Raw genomic sequence first — 20,432 nt, 5'->3', positions numbered from 1 at the left:
ATTTATAATAATAATTTATCGTTTTTCATATTAAATGAGTCCCCCTCATATGGTAGGTTTCACTCGTTTCAAATCTATTTATCTTGAATCAATCAAAATCATTTGCTCGCATATCATAAACAGGGAAAGCCCTAGGGATTAAAACTGTACAAGAAGACTAAAAATGTCACTTATGAGCCCTCTCAAGTAGCAAGCGCTCATCAGCAACATTGAAAGTTGGCAAAGTGTGTGATGCTACCCATGTGTTTTTTTATGAAGCGTAAAGATGGTCGTACTTTATAAAGTTTATACACTTCCTGAGAACTTTTCCATTATAGCATTCACAAATACTGTCGCAAAATAGAATGAGGGGTCTAAATATTTCTTTAAAAAAGTACATAAATTAGCACCCCAATGGTATTCTGTTTTGCATGAGAAAACTTCTTCCATTAAAGCAATGGAAAAAATCATAGCTAAAATTGCATACAAAAATATATGAAATAATGCACGTTCATTATAAAAATAGACAAATGTTTTCTTGTCGAACTTTTTAACTTAAACGAGAATTTATTTCAGTTTATAAACTTCCCTATCCGCTGGAAAAGAACGGGATGTAACATCCTCTGCATAGTTTTTGATTGCGGTTTTCATGGCTTGTTCAAGGTCTCCATAACGACGTACAAATTTGGGTACGTGAGCACCATAGCCCAACATATCTTCCATCACCAAGACTTGTCCATCACATTGATTGGATGCACCAATACCGATTGTTGGAATAGAAAGATTTTCTGTCAATTTTACGGCTAAAGGTTCGACAATCCCTTCCAAAACAATAGCAAAAGCACCAGCCTTTTCAATCGCTGCTCCGTCATCTTCAATTCTTTGCCAATCACTCTCTTTCCGTCCTTGTGTCTTAAAACCACCAAAACGATTGACTGCTTGGGGAGTAAGACCAATATGTCCCATCACTGGTATGCCACGTTTACATAAAAAATCTATTGTTTCCGCTATATAAACTCCACCTTCAAGCTTTACAGCTCCACACCCCGTTTGTGCAAGAATACGCGATGCATTAAAAAAAGCCTGCTCTTTACTTTCTTCATAAGAGCCAAAAGGCATATCAATAACGACAAGAGCTTTTTGAGATCCATGCACCACAGCCTGCCCGTGTAAAATCATCATATCTAAAGTAACAGGAAGCGTTGTCTCAAACCCATATACCACCATACCAACGCTATCGCCAACCAAAAGAATATCGCAATAGGGGTCAGCAATCCGCGCAGTATAAGCTTGATAAGCAGTTAAAGAAACAATCGGCTGTTGTCTCTTTCTTTCGCGTATTTGAGAAGATGTTATACGCTTTACAGTTTTATGGATACTCATTTTCCACCCTTCTCTTGCAATATGTATTGATCAATAAGCCTTACCTCACCAAAGCGAACAGTAAGAAGTAAAACCGCTGGTTTATTCAATGTTCCTTTGACCTCGCATAAAGTTTCCATATCCCGTAAATCTATCGCTTCAATGATTGCACGCGTTTCTTTTTGTAAAGTATCATGAACAATTTTACATAATTTATCAACCGATCGTTCGCCTTCATGGTAAAGCTTTTCAGCAGCTTTGCCACTTTCAGGAATAATTTTGGCCGCTTTACGATCTTCTAATGTTAAAAACTGATTGCGTGAAGAATGCGCAACACCATCTGCTTCACGTAGAATAGGAACGCCAACAATCTCAACAGGAAAGGCTAAATCTTCAACCATACGCCGAATAATTAAAATTTGTTGAAAATCCTTTTCTCCAAAAAAAGCCTTGTCAGGCTGAACAATATTAAAAAGCTTAGCAACAACACTCGTTACACCACAAAAGTGCCCTGGACGTAATTTTCCCATCAAAATACGTGATAATTTTTCCACTTGCACAATTGTATCATTTCCCAAGGGCCACATTTCTTCCACAGAAGGCGCAAAAACACATTCAACACCCGCTTTTTCCAATAAAGCACAATCGCTTCTTAAGTCTCTTGGATATTGATCAAAATCTTCATCAGGTCCAAATTGCTTTGGATTGACAAAAATGGAAACCAATACGCGATCACACATGGCTTTTGCACGCTGTACTAATGCCAGATGCCCCTCATGGAGTGCTCCCATTGTTAGGACTAAACCAATCGAAAAGCCTAAACTTCGTTCTTCTGAAGTATATTGGCGAACTTCAGCAATTGTCTTTAAAATTTTCATTTTCCCATTCTATTCAATTATGATCAGATCAACAAACAAATGCTTGCATACTAAATCGACGCTCAAATAACTGTATCAAATTCATCCGCACCGACGGCTGTTTTATATCTCGTGGCTCCCAGACATGACGCATAAGAAAAAAACCCGTTAAATTAAAACCATTTATTATATCCCTAAAATCAGTAGGACGAGTCGTTCTTTGCACAAGAAACTGTGGAAGAATGAGAAGCTTTTTTTTCCAAGGTTCCCCTGCTTCTTCACAGACAGCCCGTCCAGATTTTGGCGATACGTAATAAAGTTTTTGCTTACGACCTGTCGCAGCACAACAAGATAAATCAAGACCAAACCCGAGTTCTTCAAGAAGCCGCATTTCAAAACGCACCAGCAATTCTGCATTTACAAATGGTTCATCAAAATTCTGCATAAAAAGGTGTAAAATATCATATAAAACGGGGTGGGGATCACGCTCTGGAAGAAGCCGTAAATGAAAAGCAATCAATTGCAAAGCATACAGTGCTTCTGGTAAACAGATTAATCGTGCCGCATGGAAATCAAGGGCTTCAAGGCGAAAAAGTCCCAAATGTTCTTCTAAACGCGCACTCCATTCAGCCTCCACAAAATTCCCAGGCTGAAGAAGAGCTGCCATACGACGCGAACGCCCCCCTTTTACCACCCCCATATAACGCCCACGTTCACGCGTTATAATCTCAAGAATAACACTTGTTTCACCATATTGGCGCACACCAAGAATAACAGCTTGTTCTTTCCACTTCATTTTATTTTAATTATTTTAAAAAATCCAATCCCATTTCGCGATAACGTTCTGGATCGGTATCCCAATTATTACGCACTTTCACAAAGAGAAAAAGATGAACCTTTTGATCCATAATTTCCATAAGCTCCTTGCGTGCTGCTTGACCAATCGTTTTAATTGTATCGCCTTTTGCTCCTAAAACAATTTTCTTCTGACTCTCACGCTCTACATAAATAACTTGATTAATTTTAACGGAACCATCTGAACGCTCTTCAAAGCTTTCGGTTTCAACCGTTGAGGAATAAGGCAGTTCATCATGAAGACGAAGAAAAAGTTTTTCACGCGTAATTTCAGCAGCAAGATGACGCATAGGCATATCGGAAATTTGATCTTCCGGATAATACCATGGCCCCTCCTGCATCATGTTACTCAACGCATGAAGTAAATCCTTGCAACCAGAACCGTTTAAAGCAGAAATCATAAATGTTTGCGCAAACTTCACACGTTCATTGATTTTAGTGGTTAACGCTAAAAGAGATGATTTAACAACTGTATCAACCTTATTTAGCACAAGAACTTTTTCTTGTTTCATAGTGTTTACAATATCTAACATCCTATCAACTTCATCCGAAAGACCACTTTGAGCATCAATTAACACGAGTAGAACATCAGCACTCTTAGCCCCTCCCCAAGCAGCAGAGACCATGGCACGTTCTAAACGCTTATGAGGACGAAAAACACCCGGTGTATCAACCAACACAATTTGTACATCATCATGAATGACAATACCGCGGATTAAAGTTCGTGTTGTCTGTACTTTATGCGTTACAATTGAAACCTTTGTTCCAACCAATTGATTAACCAATGTTGATTTACCGGCATTCGGCATTCCAATAAGCACAACAAATCCAGAACGCGTTTTCATAACGTCACTCATGATCATTTTTTCCCACCGTTTTCCACACCCCCTCTCGTCGCAAAATTTTTTCAGCGGCCATTCTTTCGGCATTTCTTTTAGAGCTCCCCTGCCCAATCTCTGAAGCAAAACCTGAAATACTGACCTCTACCATAAAAACAGGATCGTGATCTGGACCTGAACGTTTGATGACCTGATAATGTGGTTGTGCATTGCCTTGGATATGCGCCCATTCTTGTAATTCTGTCTTGGCATCACGTCGAGCTGCATTCATTTTCTTTGCCCGACTTTGCCAATATTTTTGAATAAAAGGACGAACGCTTTCCAACCCTCCATCAAGATACATCACTGCAATCAAAGCTTCCACGACATCTGCATGCATATTGATGAGCCGACGCCCTTCAAAATTTCTCATCTCAAAACCAACTTGGATCATATCAGGCAGCCTCATTTCGCGTGCAATATCAGCACATGTCTGCGCATTGACCAGATGATTTAAACGGACTGATAATTCACCTTCACTTGCCTGAGGGAAAAGTTGATACAGCATCTCTGCAATCAAAAGCCCTAGAACCCGATCACCTAGAAACTCTAGTCGTTCATAATTTCCCTGTTCCGAATCTTGTACACTCGCGTGTGTTAATGCTCTTTTTAATTTCTCTTCATCTTTAAAACGATGCCCCGTCAGCTTGAAAAGCTGATCAATCATGAGACGTCTCATCGTTGTTTCCTTGCTTGATTAGCGGTAAATCATGAACCGTATTTATGAAAGAAAACAAACGTTTCCAACGCACATCAAATGGCCAGCGCCAAAGCTGCCAAGCACTTGAACCGTTACTGATAGAAAAGAAAATCACGCTCGCGCGACCAATAAGATTTTCTTCTGGAACATAGCCTACATCCAAACGACTATCATCTGAATTGTCACGGTTATCCCCCATCATAAAATAATGTCCCTGAGGAACTTCAAAGACTTTTGTATCATCAACTTTTGGGATGAAAGCTAAATCAAGCGTATCGTAGCGAACACCATTCGGCAATGTCTCGCGATAGACCTCAACGGGATAGTTCACTTCCGTTATATCAGAATTATCAATCTCTCCCATAAAGTGACGTGAAACAGCCTTGTCATTAATATAAAGAACACTTTGACGAACTTGTATACGATCACCTGGCAGCCCAATAACGCGTTTTATATAATCGATCTTCGGATTACTTGGTAAACGAAAAACGACCACATCTCCCCGTTGAGGTTGGGATGCCCAAATACGTCCAGAAAAAAGGGGAGGAGAAAAGGGGATGGAAAAACGAGAATACCCATATGCATACTTAGAAACAAAGAGATAATCCCCCACTAATAAAGTAGGACGCATTGAACCGGAAGGAATACTAAAAGGCTGGAAAAAAAGTGTCCGAATAAAGGCTGCCAAAAGCAAAGCCTGTATTAAAACAGAAATTAATTCAAGAATCCCACCTTTTTTTTCTTTTTTATGCACTTCATCTTTTTGGACCATCACCAATTACCTTCTCATCACAAATATAACTTTTTTCCATCATAATATTCAAATAATAAAAGTACAATCTCTCACGCCATCTATCCACGTGGAAGTGCTTCAATAATAACAAATGCCTGCGCCCAAGGAAAATCATCTGTTATGCTGAGATGAATAATCGCCTCATGATGAGGAGGTAATAACTTCTGAAGTTGCACTTGCGCACGATTTGTTAATTGCATGATTGGTTTACCTGATGACAAATTAACCACCCCCATGTCTTTCCAATTGATACCACAAGCAATCCCCGTCCCTAAAGCTTTAGCACATGCTTCTTTAGCAGCAAATCTTTTTGCATAAGAAGAAGAATTTTTTTTGAGATTTTCGGACCTATTCCTTTCAATATCCGTAAAAATACGTTGAATAAAACGCTCGCCATAACGAACCAACATTCTCTCAATCCGTCGTATATCAACCAAATCATTTCCAAGGCCAACAATCATAAGATATTACCCGATCTTTCTTACGATGAACGCTTCTTTAAACATCTCTTTTTTATAATCTTTTGGTATCGTTTTTGTTTAAAACGAACCGTTGCTCTGTAAACACCTATATAAGATAAACCACCAAAAACAACACCTAAAAGAGTTCCACCTAAAATCATAGGACTCATAATTGTGTTCCACGCACCTTTAAAAAGAAGAGAGAGATTTGATACTGTCAAACCATTAAACAGAGCACGAATTTGAGAAAGAGAAATCTCATTGACATCGCTAAAAAGCGATAAACAAAAATACCCTACTTTATAATCAGCCATGATAATCAATAAAAACGTGAGTGGATTCGAAAAAACCGTCCCAATGATTGCAGCCGCAAAGTTTGCACGCAAAATCCAAGAAAAAAATATTGCCAAGATAATATGCACCCCAAAGACAGGGGAACAGGCTAAAAAAATGCCAATAGCAAACCCTAACGCAACTTCGTGTGGTGTTGCTGATATCCGCAAAATACGTTTATGTATGTAAGAAAATGAGCGAGAAAATGAACGACGTGGCCACAACCAAAGTCGAATACGCGTTACAAAATCTACTGGTTGTCGACGACGAAAAAGCATATGACTCTCAATATACATCTTTTGATGATAAAATAATCTATATCACCCAAATTAATCTTTTTAAGTTTTTGCATAAAAAAAAATAGAAAGACAATTAAATATTTCGACTGCCTGGTTTAATCGCTGGAATAGCAGAAAGATCTGCAGGAAGTTCATCACTCGCATAAGAAGCAATCTCATATTCAGCTAGCGCAATCAATGGAACGCCAACATCAACCTTACCACCAGAACGATCAAGGATGCATGCACTTGCCAAGACCTCTGCTCCTGCAGCCGCCAACGCCTCAACGGTCTCACGAATAGAAAGACCCGTTGTCACAATATCTTCAACAATAACAACCCGCGCACCCTTCTTGATTTCAAAACGTCGTAATTCAAAGACGCCATTGACACGCTCTACCCAAAGAGAAGGAACACCAAGGTAACGTGAAGTCTCATAGGAAGGAATAAGACCACCAATTGCGGGACCAACAACATAATCAATTTGTTCCTTGATAGATTCTTTGATTTTTTCAGCCAATCCACAACAGAGTTTTTCCGTCAAGTCAGCATGCATAAACACTTTTGCCTTTTGCATATAAGTTGCACTATGGCGTCCCGATGTTAAAATAAAATGCCCTTCTAGAATAGCATCTGCTTGTTTAAAAATATCAATGACATCTTGTGTATTCATTGCAAAATCTTCCTTGTTATCCATGAACCCGCCGTACTGTACTGACTGAATTTGCCTTTTTTAACTGAGAAAAAATACGATTCAAATGTTTTAAATCCCAAACTTCCAAATCAATCATCATTTCTGTAAAATCTGGTGCCGTTCGGATCAAAGATAAATTTTGGATATTGGCATCGTTAGCAGAAATTATTTGCGTAATTTCTGCTAACGAACCAGGACTATTGACAACCAAAATATTTATTCGCGCAGGAAAACGTTCATTCATTTGAGCATCAATATCCCAGCGGACATCAATCCATCGTTCTGGCTGATCATCATAGGCCATCAAAGCCGAAGACTGGATTGGATAAATAACGATCCCAGCGCCTGGTTGCATAATACCAACAATCCGATCTCCAGGCACTGCTCCTTCTGGTGAAAAACGGACAGGGATATCTCCACGGGTTCCTCGAATAGGTAAGGCTTTAGATTGATGATCCTCTATCATTGCATCCTTTTCATTTTCTGGAACCTTAAAAATCATCCCTTGAGCATTTTCAATATTGAACCACCCTTCCTCTCCTGGCTTAAAAGATGATTTTTGGACTACACGCTCTTGATAATCAGGATAAACCGCTTTAATCACATCAGCGGAAAACAATTCTCCACGCCCAACAGCAGCCAAGACATCCTCTACATCTTTACGCGCCAAACGCGGTAAAACTTTCTTCAAAACATCTTTTGAAAATTGTTTTCCCATATATTCAAATGAACGCTCAAGAATACGATATCCTAAGCCTGAATATTGCTTACGCACCGCTGCTCTGCTTGCGCGACGGATAGCTGAACGTGCTTTACCTGTGACAACAAGAAATTCCCACGCAGCGGGCGGAATTTGAGCGTGTGAACGGATAATATCAACTTCGTCACCATTTTTTAATTTAGTCATTAAAGGCATAATACGACCATTGATTTTTACGCCCACACAAGAATCGCCAATCTCTGTGTGGACAGCATAAGCAAAATCGATAGGTGTCGCGCCTTTAGGAAAAGCAATTAATCGACCTTTTGGTGTAAAACAAAAAACTTGGTCTTGAAAAAGCTCAAGTTTTGTGTGTTCTAAAAACTCTTCCGGATTATCTCCATCAGATAAAGATTGTATCGTTTGACGCAACCATGCATAGGCATTCGTTTCGCTTGATAACTTCGAAGTCGAATAATTGGAACCCTGCTCCTTATATATGGAATGGGCAGCAACCCCATATTCAGCAACTTCATTCATGGCAGCTGTTCTAATTTGCAATTCAACGCGTTGTCTCGAAGGTCCCACAATGGTTGTATGAATAGAACGATAATCATTTTGCTTTGGTATAGAGATATAATCTTTAAAACGACCAGGAACCATCGGCCAGGTCGTATGGATGACACCAAGAGCACGATAACAATCATTCACGGATTCAACAATCACACGAAATCCAAAAATATCCGATAACTGTTCAAAAGATAATGCTTTGCTTTCCATTTTGCGAAAAACGGAATAAGATTTTTTCTGACGGCTTTTAACATCTGCTTTAATGCCATTTTCCAAAAAAAGTTTTGTCAATTCATTTTCAATTGTGGAAAGCAAATCACGATTGCGCTTTGATAATTCAGAAAGTCGATTGGTAATCGTACGATGACCTTCTGGATTTAAATAAAAGAAAGAGAGATCCTCTAATTCTTCGCGCATATCCTGCATACCCATACGGCCCGCAAGTGGTGCATAAATATCCATTGTCTCCTCAGCAATTCGTCGACGTTTATCATCACGCATGACGCCAAGGGTACGCATATTATGAAGGCGGTCTGCAAGTTTGACTAAAAGCACACGAACATCATCAGAAATGGCAATAAGAAGTTTACGAAGATTTTCTGCCTGTACAGCTTTCTTTGATACAAGATCAAGCTTATTAAGCTTTGTAAGCCCTTCAACCAACTTACCAATTTCAGAACCAAAAAGTTGATCAATTTCTGCTCGTGTAGCACTTGTGTCTTCAATTGTATCATGCAAAAGAGCAACAGCAATCGTTGCCTCATCCAATCGCATATCTGTTAAAATAGCAGCGACTTCTAAAGGATGAGAAAAATAAAGATCACCTGAAGCACGCTTTTGATGTGCATGCTTTCTCATTGCATAATCATAAGCCCTGTTTAAAAGAGCCTTGTCTACGTCAGACTTGTAACGCTGAACACGCTCAACAAGCTCACACTGACGCATCATACGAGCATATCCTTTATCTTTTCACACCTTTAATCCTTATTGAACACACCTTATCAATAAAAGACAAGAAAAATAACCCCCCCTTACATGACAAAGTATCTTTACTCCTGTAGTATCAACCAATGCAATTAATAATCGTCATTTTTTTCTGGAACGACCAAACCTTCAATCCCCGCTAAAAGCTCTTCTTCTGACATATGATCAAATGAAGTTCCTTCTTCTTGCGATGATGAATTAAAAACACTTTCAGCTTCACTTGAATGGGTGATAAATTCACTTACCATTTCTGGCTCATCTACTTCCACATGCTTTTGTAGCGAATGAATAAGATCTTCTTTTAAATCAGCAGGCGACAACGTTTCTTCTGCTATTTCACGCAAAGCAACAACTGGATTTTTATCATTATCACGATCGACTGTAATTTGCGCTCCTTGTGAAATCTGACGCGCCCGATGACCTGCTAAAAGTACCAATTCAAAGCGGTTATCAACTTTATCAATACAATCTTCTACCGTTACGCGGGCCATTTATGCCTCTTTCTCAAATAAAAAAATTTAATAGTGGATTAGGAGAGTATATACAATAATCAAAATAAAACACAAGAAAAACAACACACGCTTTCATATTTTTTGTTTAAAGAACTTATTTGAGAAAACTCTTGGAAACTTTATATAAAAATGTATATCCTGCTCATGCTTGTTATCAAAGCTGCACTTCAAACAATTCCAATAAATTGGATTTGAGCAAAGGAAGGTGTTTCTTGACAAAATACCTCTTTGAGGTCTTTATTCTTTTAACAGAAAAAATAGCTCTTAAAAATCCTTTCTAATAACAACAATCTTATGCATACTTTTTATGATACTGTATTTATGAAAGACAGAATTTTTTCTTTAAACATTATATGTATTGCACGCTTATTCATCGAATGAATTACGGAAAGATTGCCTCTCGTTTCATTATCATGAGCCATAAGTTCATATTAAAATTTCTTCTAAAATAGTTTATTGATATTCTAGATTATTTATAAAAACATCACCCGTCATATACGCCATAAAAGACTCAAAAGAATAAAAAAATTGATGCCTAACACCATGAATAACTCATTAACACCGCCTTGCCCAGAGCCCCCCAAAAATTGCAATTTATGCCCCAGGCTCCATCAGTTTATCGCGGACTGGCGTGTGAAAGAACCAAGTTGGTATAACGCACCGGTCCGCCCTTTCTTTCCCTATAAAGGAGCAGATACAACGCGTCTTCTCATTGTTGGTCTTGCGCCTGGATTACGCGGAGCCAATCGAACTGGACGTCCATTTACGGGTGATTATGCTGGACACTTACTTTATTCCACTTTAAAAAAATTCGGGTTTGCGCAAGGAACTTTTGAGGAAAGAGCAGATGATACTCTTGAACTGATTGATGCTGCAATCGTTAACTCTGTTCGTTGTGTTCCACCAGAAAACAAACCCACCGGTGCGGAAATTAATACGTGCCGCTCTTTTTTTTCGCCTCTTTTAACAAATCTTCCCAAACTTAAAGCCGTTATTACCTTAGGTACCATTGCACACCATTCAACTGTACGCGCTCTTAATGCAAAAGTTTTAGCGCATCCTTTTGGACATGGCACAATCAATAACATTGGTAGATTACGCATCTTTTCCAGCTATCACTGTTCTCGTTATAATACGAATACAGGCCGCTTGACAGACGCCATGTTTCATCAAATTTTTCAAGAGGCAAAAACATACTTAGATCAATGCTAAATCAATAAAGCATATCCAAGTCGATCATCCATATCTTTTTAAAAGTCTTGCTTTTTCACGTCCCCAATCACGTTTTTTTTCCGTTTCGCGCTTATCATGAAGTTTTTTTCCACGGGCTAGAGCAATCTCTAACTTAACGCGCCCACGTTCATTAAAGTAAAGTTTGAGAGGAACAAGTGTCATTCCCTCACGGGATGTTGCATTAAAAAAACGTGCCATCTCACGTTTTGAAAGTAATAATTTACGCAAACGTCGCGGCTCATGATTAAAACGATTAGCCTGCGTATATTCAGGAATATAGCTGTTGACTAACCATAATTCCCCATTTTCAAAACTGGCATAGCTTTCAGCAATATTAGCATGATTAGAACGTAAAGACTTTACTTCCGCTCCTTGAAGAACAAGACCCGCCTCAAGATTATTAAGAATTTCAAAATTAAAACGTGCTTTACGATTATCAGCAATTATTTTCCGTACGGGCGCGTTCTTTTTTTTATTCATGGCTTTTTCAATATCATTTTATGCTTTTAAAAGACCAGCATGACTAAGAGCTGCATCAATAATCTTCTTGGTGCTCTGTGTTAATGGAACAATCGGAGAACGCACTGTCTCACCACAAAATCCCAATTTTGCAGCAGCATATTTAATCCCTGCAGGGCTAGGTTCAATAAATACAGCACGATTGAGAGGCATGAGGCGATCATTTAATTCCCGTGCTGTCTTATAATCCCCATGAAAACAAGCGGCTTGAAGTTCTGCACAAAGTTTTGGAGCAACATTGGAGGAAACTGAAATACATCCGACACCTCCATGGGCATTAAAACCTAATGCTGTACAGTCATCACCGGAAAGCTGCACGAAATCTTTACCACACTTTTCACCTTGTTCACTCACGCGCTCAATTCTGCTCGTTGCATCCTTAACACCAATGATATTGTTAAAATCTTGATAAAGGTCTCTCATCGTTTCCACAGCCATATCAATAACAGAACGACCCGGAATATTATAAATTATAATCGGGATAGAAACAGCTTTGGCAATGGAAGAAAAATGCTTATATAAACCAGACTGATTGGGTCTATTATAATAGGGTGTAACAACCAAAACGGCATCTGCACCAGCTTTTTGCGCGTGTTGTGCGAGCTCTATAGCCTCACTTGTGCTATTGGATCCTGCTCCAGCAACAACAGGAACACGCTTTGCGACCTGCTCAACACACAATGCTATAATTCGCTTATGTTCTTCATGACTTAAAGTTGCTGATTCACCTGTCGTCCCAACAGGGCTTACACCGTTAATCCCTTGTGTGATTTGCCATTCAACAAAATCACAAAACGCTTTCTCATCAATTGCACCCTTATGATCAAACGGTGTAATAAGCGCAGTTATAGCTCCCTTGAGCATGATCAACTCCCTATAATGTTCGCTTTTATTTTTTTAATAATCGCCTTTATAAATTTTAAATAGAGCATAATCTTGCTCTATCATCGAAGCAAGATGAATTTCAAAAAAGCCTTCATAAGATCAACATATTCTTCTTTAGATTTTGAACATTTCTTTAAAATAAACCGTCTGTATTAACGTGTTTTTCATGCTTGTATTCTATAAAGCCTTAGTTTTTTTTACAAAAAGCAAGGTCTCAAGGTCTTTTCTCTATGCGTGTATTTTCCACCTCTCTTTTCGTAGCAACCTTTACTACACTTATACTGGCAATAAGAATTTTATTTTCAAATGCCTATGCACAAACACCTCTTTTACATGGGAAAGCACCAATCCCTTCGGCACGCCCTACCGCCCTTACTATCAAACAAGCAGCTCAACCTCTTCAACAAAGACACACGACATCGCACAATACTGCAACACTCAAACAACTAAAAGCTGGGCTAGATGCCCTTGCAAACAACAATATTGCAAAAACAATAAACTTGCGTAATGCAATGGAAAAACATAGCCTTGATCGTTATATTTTAACATGGGCGCTGGGGCTATCAAACCAAGATAATATACCAAGTTCTGAAATATATAATGCCATCAATATGCTAAAAGGATGGCCCGGTATAGAAACGATGCAACGCAATGCTGAGCGTGCTTTTCTTAACGAAACCAATGTCACACGCGCTATCATCCAAAAATTTTCTCATCATCCCCCTCTTACAGCACAAGGTATGGCTCTCTTCGCTAAAGCACTTATTGCGATGGGGCAAACCACTCGTGCTCAACATATTCTTGCACCGTGGTGGCATAAAACACCGCTTAATGCAAAAGAAGAAGTGTTCGTTCTTAAAAGTGCAAGTGCGGCCTTAAAACCTATTGATCATTTAAAACGCATGCAGTTTATGCTGTATGCACATCGTTTTGATTCAGCATCACGTATTGCAAAATTAGCCCATGCTCAATCTCTTTTTGATGCTTTTGTCGCCGTTGAAAAAAATGATCCTAGAGCGACACAAAAATTACGCGCTGTCGCGAGAACATGGAAAAAAGATCCTCTCTTCCAGTTTGCTCAAATGCGCCATCTTCGGCGAACAGAGCAATATGATGCAGCCGCAGCACTTATGATGAAAACATCAAAAGATGCATTCCATCTTATGAACCCTCATTCTTTGTGGAAAGAGCAACGCGCCCTTTCTCGCGAAATGCTCGATTTAAATAAACCCAAAATGGCTTATCAACTTGTTGCGATGCACACTGGCATAACATCTGCATTAGCTGTTGATGCTGAGTTTCATGCAGGATGGTACGCACTACGGTTTCTTCATAACCCTAAATTGGCAATGCAGCATTTTTCACGCATTCCTCAACTCTCCTCTTCACCTTTTTCTGCATCACGTGGATATTACTGGATGGGACGAACAGAAGAAACGCTAGGAGAACATAAAAATGCCCAGCATTACTTTCATCGCGCTGCTCATTTTGGTGCAACTTATTATGGTCAATTAGCCGCTGCACGACTCAATCAAAAAAAGCTTAACATTTTCTTTCCTAAACCAACAATCGCTGAGCGACAACATTTTAGTGCACGAAAAACTATCAAAGCAATTCAACGTCTTGAAGATGTGGGCTATGCTGATTTTGCTAAAGTTTTTTATAGAGAACTTGCAAAAAAAATAGAAAGTCCCGGTGAATTAGCTCTTCTGGCTGTTATGGCAGAAAAAAATGGTGACTATTATACCAGCCTCAAAATCGGAAAAATAGCTGCTTTTCAGGGAAAAAATGTCGGGGCACTTTCTCATCCCCTAGGAGCGATACCAGCTTCTACTCATATTTCTGTAGAAGAAAAATCGCTTATCTATGCCATTGCACGCCAAGAAAGCGAATTTAATCCAACTGCCATATCAAAAGCAGGTGCACAAGGGATACTTCAATTGCTTCCTACAACAGCAAAAGCACTCGCAAAAAAATATTCAATCGCATGGTCTCCTAAAAAATTCCGCAGTGATGCTTATTATAATGCAACATTAGGGGCTTATTTTCTCAATGAACAATTGGAACGTTTTAATGGATCCTATATCCTAACTCTTATTGGCTATAATGCGGGGCCCCGCCGAGTTAATGAATGGATAAAACGTTATGGCGACCCTCGAGGACAATCTCTCGATCACGTCATTGATTGGATCGAACGCATTCCTTATACAGAAACACGGAATTACGTGATGCGTGTCATGGAAAATTACGGTGTCTACAAAGCAAGACTCACTGGGAAAATAGATATAAAAACCGACCTGCTTTCTGGTCAATGGAAATAATATGCCTTAATCTTCCCAAAGAGCATTGTGTTCTTAAGAGATATCTTTATTCCCTCTCAAAGAGTATTCACATACAGCCTCACTCTTAACGTGCAAGTAAGTTAAGTGATTTTAATGGGTTCAGTATCAATAGAGTTGAGATGGAAAAATCTACGCTATTCGGGTCTCTTATTCAAAATACAAAATAATGAATTATCATGGTGCATAAATATTTCATTTCTTCTCAAAACATAAACGATAACATCATAGAGGATTAATGTAAAAAGAGTGAAATGAATAGCTCATCCTTTTACTATTGCTTATTCATCAACATTAAAATCTTGTACAATAGCACATTTTGAGGTTATTTTTTCTGCTTACAATATTTCTATACCCCATAGGGGGCGTTATTACATATATCTGTTTGGATCATCTCTAAAGTAAAAAAACAGACTCATTGAGAAAAAACCTTAAAGATAAAAAATATCCTCCTGTCTCTTCTCTTTTCATTCAGCTTTACAACTTTCAAACATATCAATATCTTTAAGAATGAAGCTGAAACTTTGCCTTTTATTTCTCTCATCTTTATATATAAGCCCATATCCTTCGCACAAAACAGAATATCTAGCCTCAATAGTATGTGTTTCTTATTCCTATTTTTATTTTAATGTCTCTAAGTCTATTTCACCATTGTATACTTGAAAAGTAATTATGAAAATATTCTCACGAATGGCATAAAATTTTATTAGACATAATTAAGCTTCATTTGATAAAAGCTATAGTTCTATTCCCCCCTAACTTCCAACGTTGCAACAGCCCTTTCATTTAGAGCATTCATAAGAAATATATTGACTGCTTTTAAAAAGTTTTTTTATCCATGCTCTTCCTCACTCGTGTCATAAGTCAGCGCGGATGATTTTGATTGCTTCAATGTAAAAAAATTTCGAAAAAATATATTTGAACTTTCATTTAAATTATAAATAGCCTTTATAAATAAATATATTATCTAAACAGAGCCCCCCATAAAAATCAGCTAAATATTAAGGATACTCTGATCGTTTTATTCACTTTTGATGGTGGAGGGGGAGGAAAAGAACCAACCCGTTGAAGGGCTGCCATAGCCAATCGATCAAGTTCTGGATCTCCAGCAGAAACGACGACACGGCTAGAAAAAATGCCCCCCCGCTCATGCACCCTAAATTCTAATTTCACCGTTCCTTTTGTTCGACTAGTACGCTGTCCTACAACATAATTTTTTTGCCGTTCTAATTGCGACTGTACCTTTGCTAACCACTCCATTAACACCATATTTTCAAGCCCTGCGGTACTGCCGCTCTGTCTGGCGGCAACCGAACGCACGGACTTTACAGATGGCTTCTTTACAACTGTCTTTGGTATTGCTTTTTTCTCAAATATTTTATCTTCTACCTTTTGAGGAAGAGATTCTTCCAAAGATTTTACTGTAAAATCATCTTTTTCTACACTATGCTGGGACTCTTCCGGTTGAATATCATCCACCGTTTCCGATATCTCTGGCTCTTGCTCAGAAAGATCTGGCTGCAATAGTTCTGGTTTTGTGCTAGTATTTGACAAATCTATATCATTATCCAGATTCGACTGATCCATATCAGCATCTAGGTGTACACTCTCTTGGGCAAGAGTTAGTATAACCGTTGACGAGAGCACACCCTTACTGACACCAGCCTTTCGAAAATAAAACTGTGTTCCCAATGCAATATGCAGAGACAGAGCACCAACAAATGCAACCATCCAAAGAGTTGATAACTGCCTCGTATTTGCAAAGTTCATCGTTTTTCCGCCGCTATTCTAAGTGCAATATTGGTCTTTTATCTCATTAAAACAAGCTATTTTGAAATTGCAACTTTTTTCTTGACTGATTTTATCATGTTTAATATGGTCCCCCTGTGATTTTATATTTTAAATCATCTCTGCTTGGTTGGCTAATTTTTGGTAGGGTTAAGTCAAGCATTTTTATATGTAAAATTTCAAGCTTAGAGAGGGGATGTTAAAAAAAAGGTTATAATGTGTTATGCAAATAAGACGAAGAAATATCCATAAAAGCTGTGTGATTTTAGGTGCGTTGTCGGTCTGTATACCTTCATTTGTTTTTGCACAAAACAGCGATAAGAATGTTGTGACTGAGCTTAAGCCAATCCTTATTAAGGGAAAAAAAGTCGAAGATACTTTAAATTCAATAACCATTCTGACTGATCGTAAAACCAACAAGAATATTGATGAAAAACAAATAACTGATGTTTATGATGTGAGTCGTCTTAATCCTTCTGTATCCTATAACTCAGAAAATAACAGTTTTGTTATTCGGGGTTTAGATGCAAACCGTGTTCTTACGACAATGGATGGTATTTCTCTTCCGTGGTTTAATGATATATTCCGTGGTGGCGGTGGAAACACAACGTTTGATTTCAATGCTCTTTCTACGTTTGATACTATTCAGGGATCAGATTCTAGTCTTTATGGTTCTGGGGCGCTTGGCGGGATAATTGCGTTGCGTACCCTTAATCCTGAAGACCTTATCGTGGAAGGAAAGAATTGGGGAAGCCTTATAAAAGGTGGTTATCACTCTGTTGATAACAGCTGGCGCATCGATCAAGCTTTTGCTGTGCGTAATTACCGGACATTTTTGCTTTTCCAAGGGTCTTATGTAGAAGGTCATGAGCGCAAAAACATGGGAACAGTGGGAGGATATGAAGAACGCACGCGTAAAAATCCTTCTCACTTTGATAAAAATAACTTGCTTTTTAAAATTCATCAATATTTGAGTGATAATCATCGGCTTGGTTTTACCGCAGAGCGTTTTGGTCATAATAGTAATACGCATGAATTAAATTCGTCTAAAAGGTATGCTCCAGGTTCTGTTTATGAACGGGATGATAAGCTTCGTGAGCGCTTTTCTCTTTCTTATAATTATAAGGGTGATGGCGATGCGGTTCTTGATGCGTTTAGTGGGGTGCTTTATTGGCAAAGGCAATCAAGTCGTCACGTTTTGACTGGGGTTCGTGTTTCAGCTCCCAAAGGGGATTATTTAAGAGATAATTTCTTACGTAATATTAATTATGGTTTCAATGCTGATGCACTTAAAAAAGTGGATATTGGCACTACAAACCATACGTTAAAGTTTGCAACAAATGTTTCGTCATCTAAATTTCATCACTATTTGTTAGGTAAAGACAATTGTCATATAAAAGAATATGCTCGAGGATGTCTTTTTGTTCCTGCTAATCGCTCAGATTCACCAGACACAAATGGTTACAATTTAGGCTTTGTTTTTGAAGATGAAATTGGATTCGTTGATGATCGTTTTCGTGTAACACCGGGAATCCGGTATGATTGGTACAAATATGTTCCTCAGAAAACACCTTCTTATGAGAAAGCTCTGATTTCTGATAAATTTCCTCCAGAAAGAAGTGGATCACGCTTTTCTCCTAAATTACGCGTGGAGTGGGATGTTCGTAATCAAGTAACGTTCTATGCTCAGTGGGCACAGGCTTTTCGTGCACCACGTATTTCAGAGCTTTATGTTTCTTATATCAAGCCTTCTGCTTATTACGTTAAAGGAAATCCTGATCTTCAACCAGAAACAAGCAATGGGTATGATGTTGGTCTACGGTATGGAAATGCAAATTTTGGTGGTTCCTTCAATGCCTTTATCAACCAATATAAGAACTTCATAGATACTGAAGATAGAGGGCCCTCAGAAGAGTTCAGATTTGCGCGTCGGCATTACATGAATCGTTTTCGCGTGCAAATTTTTGGTGTTGAAACAAACGCACATCTAGCTCTTAAGAATGGTTTTCATAGCAATGTTTCTCTTGCTTATTCACAAGGAAAAGATCTTGATAAAAAGGAATATCTTAACTCAATTCCTCCTTTAAAAGCAGTTATCGGCTTAGGATATGCGAAAGAAGTTTGGGGGGGCGATATTATCCTTACTTTGGCAGCCAAACGTGATAAAGTAGCTGAGGCATCTGATTACCAAAAAATTCCAGGATATCATGTTGTTGATATGACAGGGTGGTGGAAACCATTCGGTGAAACAGGACCTATCTTGAGAGCCGGTGTTTATAATCTTTTCAATACAAAATATTGGAATGCATCAGAACTTCCTTCAAGTAAGAGTTCAACACCCAAGGATTATTATAGCCAGCCTGGTCGTAACTTTAAGGTGTCATTCGTACAAAAGTTTTAGTCACTACTTCTATTAACGATTAGGTCAATAAAATTATCGATAAAAGGATTAATTATTGTGTTTCTATTTCCAACATTTTTAAAATTAAAAGGAGTTGATAGAAAAGCTTTAATTCTTTCTGTTTTATCGTTTTTTAATTATCGGCTGTTCGCGATAGAGTGTTATTTTGTGATAGATTAAACTCTTAAAAGAATTTGATCTATTGCCTTGGGATTGTAAAATTTGAAAGTTCGTTTTTGAATTAAGTAATATAAAGGTAAAGTCCATGGCACAGACAGCTGAAATGATTCTTCGCTTGCGTGAAGAAAAAAAAGAAATGCGAAACCGCGATTTTGCGGTTTCTATTGGTATATCTGAAGCGGAACTTATTGCGGCCTATTGTACCGTTGGAAAGGCAAAAAGACTACAAACTGATGTTGCTACACTCTTGGAAAGTGCTCCTCGGCTTGGAACGGTCATGGTCTTAACACGCAACGAGCATGCAGTTCACGAAATAACGGGGCATTTTGAAAAAATTGTTCAAAACCAACATGTTCCTATAACATTGGGTGAAATTGATTTGCGTATTTTTGCAAAACAATGGAAGTTCGGTTTTGAATGTGATGTCATTATCCTTGGAAAGCCTGCAAAAAGTCTACAATTCTTTGATGAGCATGGTGTTGCTATTTTAAAAGTCTATTCTAAAGATACAACCAACATGGAAGAGTGGAATAAACTTGTTGAAAAGCTCCTTCTTGAAGATCAATCCTCTGTTCTTGATATTCTTCCCGTTTCTCTTCCAGTTCAATGTGACATAACAGAATTGGATATTGAGAATTTTCGGGATCGTTGGCGTAAAATGACAGATGTACACCAGCTTCACAAAATTATTTCCGAATTTAAAATTAATCGGCATCATGCTGTAAAATATGCTGGAAATGAATTTTCTGATGAACTACAGGTAAATGCTGTTGAAATAATGCTTAACCAAGTCGCAGAACAAGAACTGCCTATCATGTGTTTTGTTGGGAATAAGGGGTGTATTCAAATTTTTAGTGGAACTGTAAAAAATATTAAGCAAATGGGACCTTGGCTTAATGTTCTTGATCCAGGGTTTGACCTTCACTTACTCATGTCTGGGATTGCTCGTGTGTGGCATGTTCGCAAACCTACCCGCGATGGTTATGTCAGTTCACTTGAAGTTTTCGATAAAAATGATGGTATGATTGTTCAATTTTTTGGCTTGCGTAAAGAAGGTCAAAAAGAGCGTGAGGATTGGCGTTCTTTATTGAAGTCTCTTCCTCTCTATCAAGAATTAGTCGTCGCTTAGAA

At 38.4% G+C, this 20,432-nt stretch carries 18 protein-coding genes; 4 read left to right on the top strand and 14 right to left on the bottom strand.

Translation table 11 applies throughout. The features are described 5' to 3' along the window. Positions 1-546: 546 nt before the first annotated feature. The 11 genes from panB to rpoZ all read right to left on the bottom strand — a co-directional run bounded on the left by panB (position 547) and on the right by rpoZ (position 9,935). On the bottom strand, positions 547-1,362 hold the full coding sequence (gene panB, locus D1093_RS05480) for a 3-methyl-2-oxobutanoate hydroxymethyltransferase (protein ID WP_120101188.1): 816 nt from the start codon (positions 1,360-1,362) through the stop codon (positions 547-549). Further along, positions 1,359-2,219, bottom strand: a complete 861-nt coding sequence (gene panC / locus D1093_RS05475; protein ID WP_120101186.1) for a pantoate--beta-alanine ligase — start codon at positions 2,217-2,219, stop codon at positions 1,359-1,361. The genes panB and panC overlap by 4 nt, the downstream gene beginning before the upstream one ends. 28 nt (positions 2,220-2,247) lie before the next feature. Continuing rightward, positions 2,248-2,994 carry a DNA repair protein RecO gene (gene recO, locus D1093_RS05470; protein WP_120101184.1) on the bottom strand — a complete coding sequence of 249 codons (747 nt, stop codon included), beginning with the start codon at positions 2,992-2,994 and terminating at the stop codon, positions 2,248-2,250. A gap of 10 nt (positions 2,995-3,004) precedes the next feature. Beyond that, positions 3,005-3,910, bottom strand: coding sequence for a GTPase Era (era, locus tag D1093_RS05465; RefSeq protein ID WP_120102349.1), 906 nt, complete (start codon positions 3,908-3,910; stop codon positions 3,005-3,007). Further along, on the bottom strand, positions 3,903-4,610 hold the full coding sequence (gene rnc / locus D1093_RS05460) for a ribonuclease III (RefSeq protein WP_120101182.1): 708 nt from the start codon (positions 4,608-4,610) through the stop codon (positions 3,903-3,905). Before rnc ends, era begins: the two co-directional genes overlap by 8 nt. Then, positions 4,591-5,403, bottom strand: a complete 813-nt coding sequence (gene lepB, locus D1093_RS05455; RefSeq protein ID WP_120101180.1) for a signal peptidase I — start codon at positions 5,401-5,403, stop codon at positions 4,591-4,593. Before lepB ends, rnc begins: the two co-directional genes overlap by 20 nt. Before the next feature lie 80 nt (positions 5,404-5,483). Beyond that, positions 5,484-5,885 carry a holo-ACP synthase gene (gene acpS / locus D1093_RS05450; protein ID WP_120101178.1) on the bottom strand — a complete coding sequence of 134 codons (402 nt, stop codon included), beginning with the start codon at positions 5,883-5,885 and terminating at the stop codon, positions 5,484-5,486. A gap of 20 nt (positions 5,886-5,905) precedes the next feature. Continuing rightward, positions 5,906-6,496 (bottom strand): DUF2062 domain-containing protein, encoded by a 591-nt coding sequence (locus D1093_RS05445; protein ID WP_120101177.1) that lies wholly within the window; start codon positions 6,494-6,496, stop codon positions 5,906-5,908. A gap of 94 nt (positions 6,497-6,590) precedes the next feature. After that, positions 6,591-7,169, bottom strand: coding sequence for an orotate phosphoribosyltransferase (gene pyrE / locus D1093_RS05440; protein ID WP_120102347.1), 579 nt, complete (start codon positions 7,167-7,169; stop codon positions 6,591-6,593). A 16-nt stretch (positions 7,170-7,185) separates the two neighbouring features. Then, complete coding sequence (locus D1093_RS05435; RefSeq protein ID WP_120101175.1) at positions 7,186-9,408, bottom strand: RelA/SpoT family protein; 2,223 nt, start codon at positions 9,406-9,408, stop codon at positions 7,186-7,188. A 128-nt stretch (positions 9,409-9,536) separates the two neighbouring features. After that, a complete protein-coding gene (gene rpoZ / locus D1093_RS05430; protein ID WP_120101174.1) occupies positions 9,537-9,935 on the bottom strand; it encodes a DNA-directed RNA polymerase subunit omega in 399 nt (132 codons plus the stop codon). A 552-nt stretch (positions 9,936-10,487) separates the two neighbouring features. Here rpoZ and D1093_RS05425 point away from each other — a divergent pair. Then, a complete protein-coding gene (locus tag D1093_RS05425) occupies positions 10,488-11,168 on the top strand; it encodes a uracil-DNA glycosylase (RefSeq protein ID WP_371923314.1) in 681 nt (226 codons plus the stop codon). 24 nt (positions 11,169-11,192) lie between these two features. Here the strand turns inward: D1093_RS05425 and smpB are convergent, their stop codons facing one another. Together smpB and dapA are read right to left on the bottom strand one after the other, a co-directional pair. Further along, the gene (gene smpB, locus D1093_RS05420; RefSeq protein ID WP_012231306.1) at positions 11,193-11,669 is read right to left on the bottom strand and encodes an SsrA-binding protein SmpB; all 477 of its coding nucleotides are present in this window, start codon (positions 11,667-11,669) and stop codon (positions 11,193-11,195) included. A gap of 18 nt (positions 11,670-11,687) precedes the next feature. Beyond that, positions 11,688-12,572, bottom strand: coding sequence for a 4-hydroxy-tetrahydrodipicolinate synthase (dapA, locus tag D1093_RS05415; RefSeq protein WP_120101172.1), 885 nt, complete (start codon positions 12,570-12,572; stop codon positions 11,688-11,690). A gap of 251 nt (positions 12,573-12,823) precedes the next feature. Here dapA and D1093_RS05410 point away from each other — a divergent pair, with 251 nt between their 5' ends. Beyond that, positions 12,824-14,914 (top strand): lytic transglycosylase domain-containing protein, encoded by a 2,091-nt coding sequence (locus tag D1093_RS05410; protein ID WP_120101171.1) that lies wholly within the window; start codon positions 12,824-12,826, stop codon positions 14,912-14,914. Between the two features lie 1,008 nt (positions 14,915-15,922). Here the strand turns inward: D1093_RS05410 and D1093_RS05405 are convergent. Continuing rightward, the gene (locus tag D1093_RS05405) at positions 15,923-16,702 is read right to left on the bottom strand and encodes an energy transducer TonB family protein (protein ID WP_120101170.1); all 780 of its coding nucleotides are present in this window, start codon (positions 16,700-16,702) and stop codon (positions 15,923-15,925) included. Between the two features lie 241 nt (positions 16,703-16,943). Between D1093_RS05405 and D1093_RS05400 the strand changes: the two genes are divergently transcribed. Continuing rightward, entirely contained in the window at positions 16,944-19,121 is a 2,178-nt protein-coding gene (locus D1093_RS05400) for a TonB-dependent hemoglobin/transferrin/lactoferrin family receptor (protein WP_120101168.1), read from the top strand. A 265-nt stretch (positions 19,122-19,386) separates the two neighbouring features. Further along, on the top strand, positions 19,387-20,430 hold the full coding sequence (locus D1093_RS05395) for a hemin-degrading factor (RefSeq protein WP_120101167.1): 1,044 nt from the start codon (positions 19,387-19,389) through the stop codon (positions 20,428-20,430). Positions 20,431-20,432 lie beyond the last annotated feature (2 nt).

Origin of the sequence: Bartonella kosoyi, assembly GCF_003606325.2 — a bacterium.
Taxonomy (GTDB): domain Bacteria; phylum Pseudomonadota; class Alphaproteobacteria; order Rhizobiales; family Rhizobiaceae; genus Bartonella; species Bartonella kosoyi.
Note: the sequence above shows the minus strand (reverse complement) of the source record. Positions and strands in the feature narration are given on the sequence as shown.

Bases quoted from the DNA above. Each gene is read 5' to 3' on its own strand.
- D1093_RS05395 (WP_120101167.1), top strand. From the start codon at position 19,387: ATGGCACAGACAGCTGAAATGATTCTTCGCTTGCGTGAAGAAAAAAAA.
- D1093_RS05405 (WP_120101170.1), bottom strand. From the start codon at position 16,702: ATGAACTTTGCAAATACGAGGCAGTTATCAACTCTTTGGATGGTTGCA.
- rpoZ (WP_120101174.1), bottom strand. From the start codon at position 9,935: ATGGCCCGCGTAACGGTAGAAGATTGTATTGATAAAGTTGATAACCGC.
- lepB (WP_120101180.1), bottom strand. From the start codon at position 5,403: ATGGTCCAAAAAGATGAAGTGCATAAAAAAGAAAAAAAAGGTGGGATT.
- D1093_RS05435 (WP_120101175.1), bottom strand. From the start codon at position 9,408: ATGATGCGTCAGTGTGAGCTTGTTGAGCGTGTTCAGCGTTACAAGTCT.
- recO (WP_120101184.1), bottom strand. From the start codon at position 2,994: ATGAAGTGGAAAGAACAAGCTGTTATTCTTGGTGTGCGCCAATATGGT.
- dapA (WP_120101172.1), bottom strand. From the start codon at position 12,572: ATGCTCAAGGGAGCTATAACTGCGCTTATTACACCGTTTGATCATAAG.
- D1093_RS05425 (WP_371923314.1), top strand. From the start codon at position 10,488: ATGCCTAACACCATGAATAACTCATTAACACCGCCTTGCCCAGAGCCC.
- panB (WP_120101188.1), bottom strand. From the start codon at position 1,362: ATGAGTATCCATAAAACTGTAAAGCGTATAACATCTTCTCAAATACGC.
- D1093_RS05445 (WP_120101177.1), bottom strand. From the start codon at position 6,496: ATGCTTTTTCGTCGTCGACAACCAGTAGATTTTGTAACGCGTATTCGA.
- D1093_RS05400 (WP_120101168.1), top strand. From the start codon at position 16,944: ATGCAAATAAGACGAAGAAATATCCATAAAAGCTGTGTGATTTTAGGT.
- era (WP_120102349.1), bottom strand. From the start codon at position 3,910: ATGAGTGACGTTATGAAAACGCGTTCTGGATTTGTTGTGCTTATTGGA.
- acpS (WP_120101178.1), bottom strand. From the start codon at position 5,885: ATGATTGTTGGCCTTGGAAATGATTTGGTTGATATACGACGGATTGAG.
- D1093_RS05410 (WP_120101171.1), top strand. From the start codon at position 12,824: ATGCGTGTATTTTCCACCTCTCTTTTCGTAGCAACCTTTACTACACTT.
- panC (WP_120101186.1), bottom strand. From the start codon at position 2,219: ATGAAAATTTTAAAGACAATTGCTGAAGTTCGCCAATATACTTCAGAA.
- pyrE (WP_120102347.1), bottom strand. From the start codon at position 7,169: ATGAATACACAAGATGTCATTGATATTTTTAAACAAGCAGATGCTATT.
- rnc (WP_120101182.1), bottom strand. From the start codon at position 4,610: ATGAGACGTCTCATGATTGATCAGCTTTTCAAGCTGACGGGGCATCGT.
- smpB (WP_012231306.1), bottom strand. From the start codon at position 11,669: ATGAATAAAAAAAAGAACGCGCCCGTACGGAAAATAATTGCTGATAAT.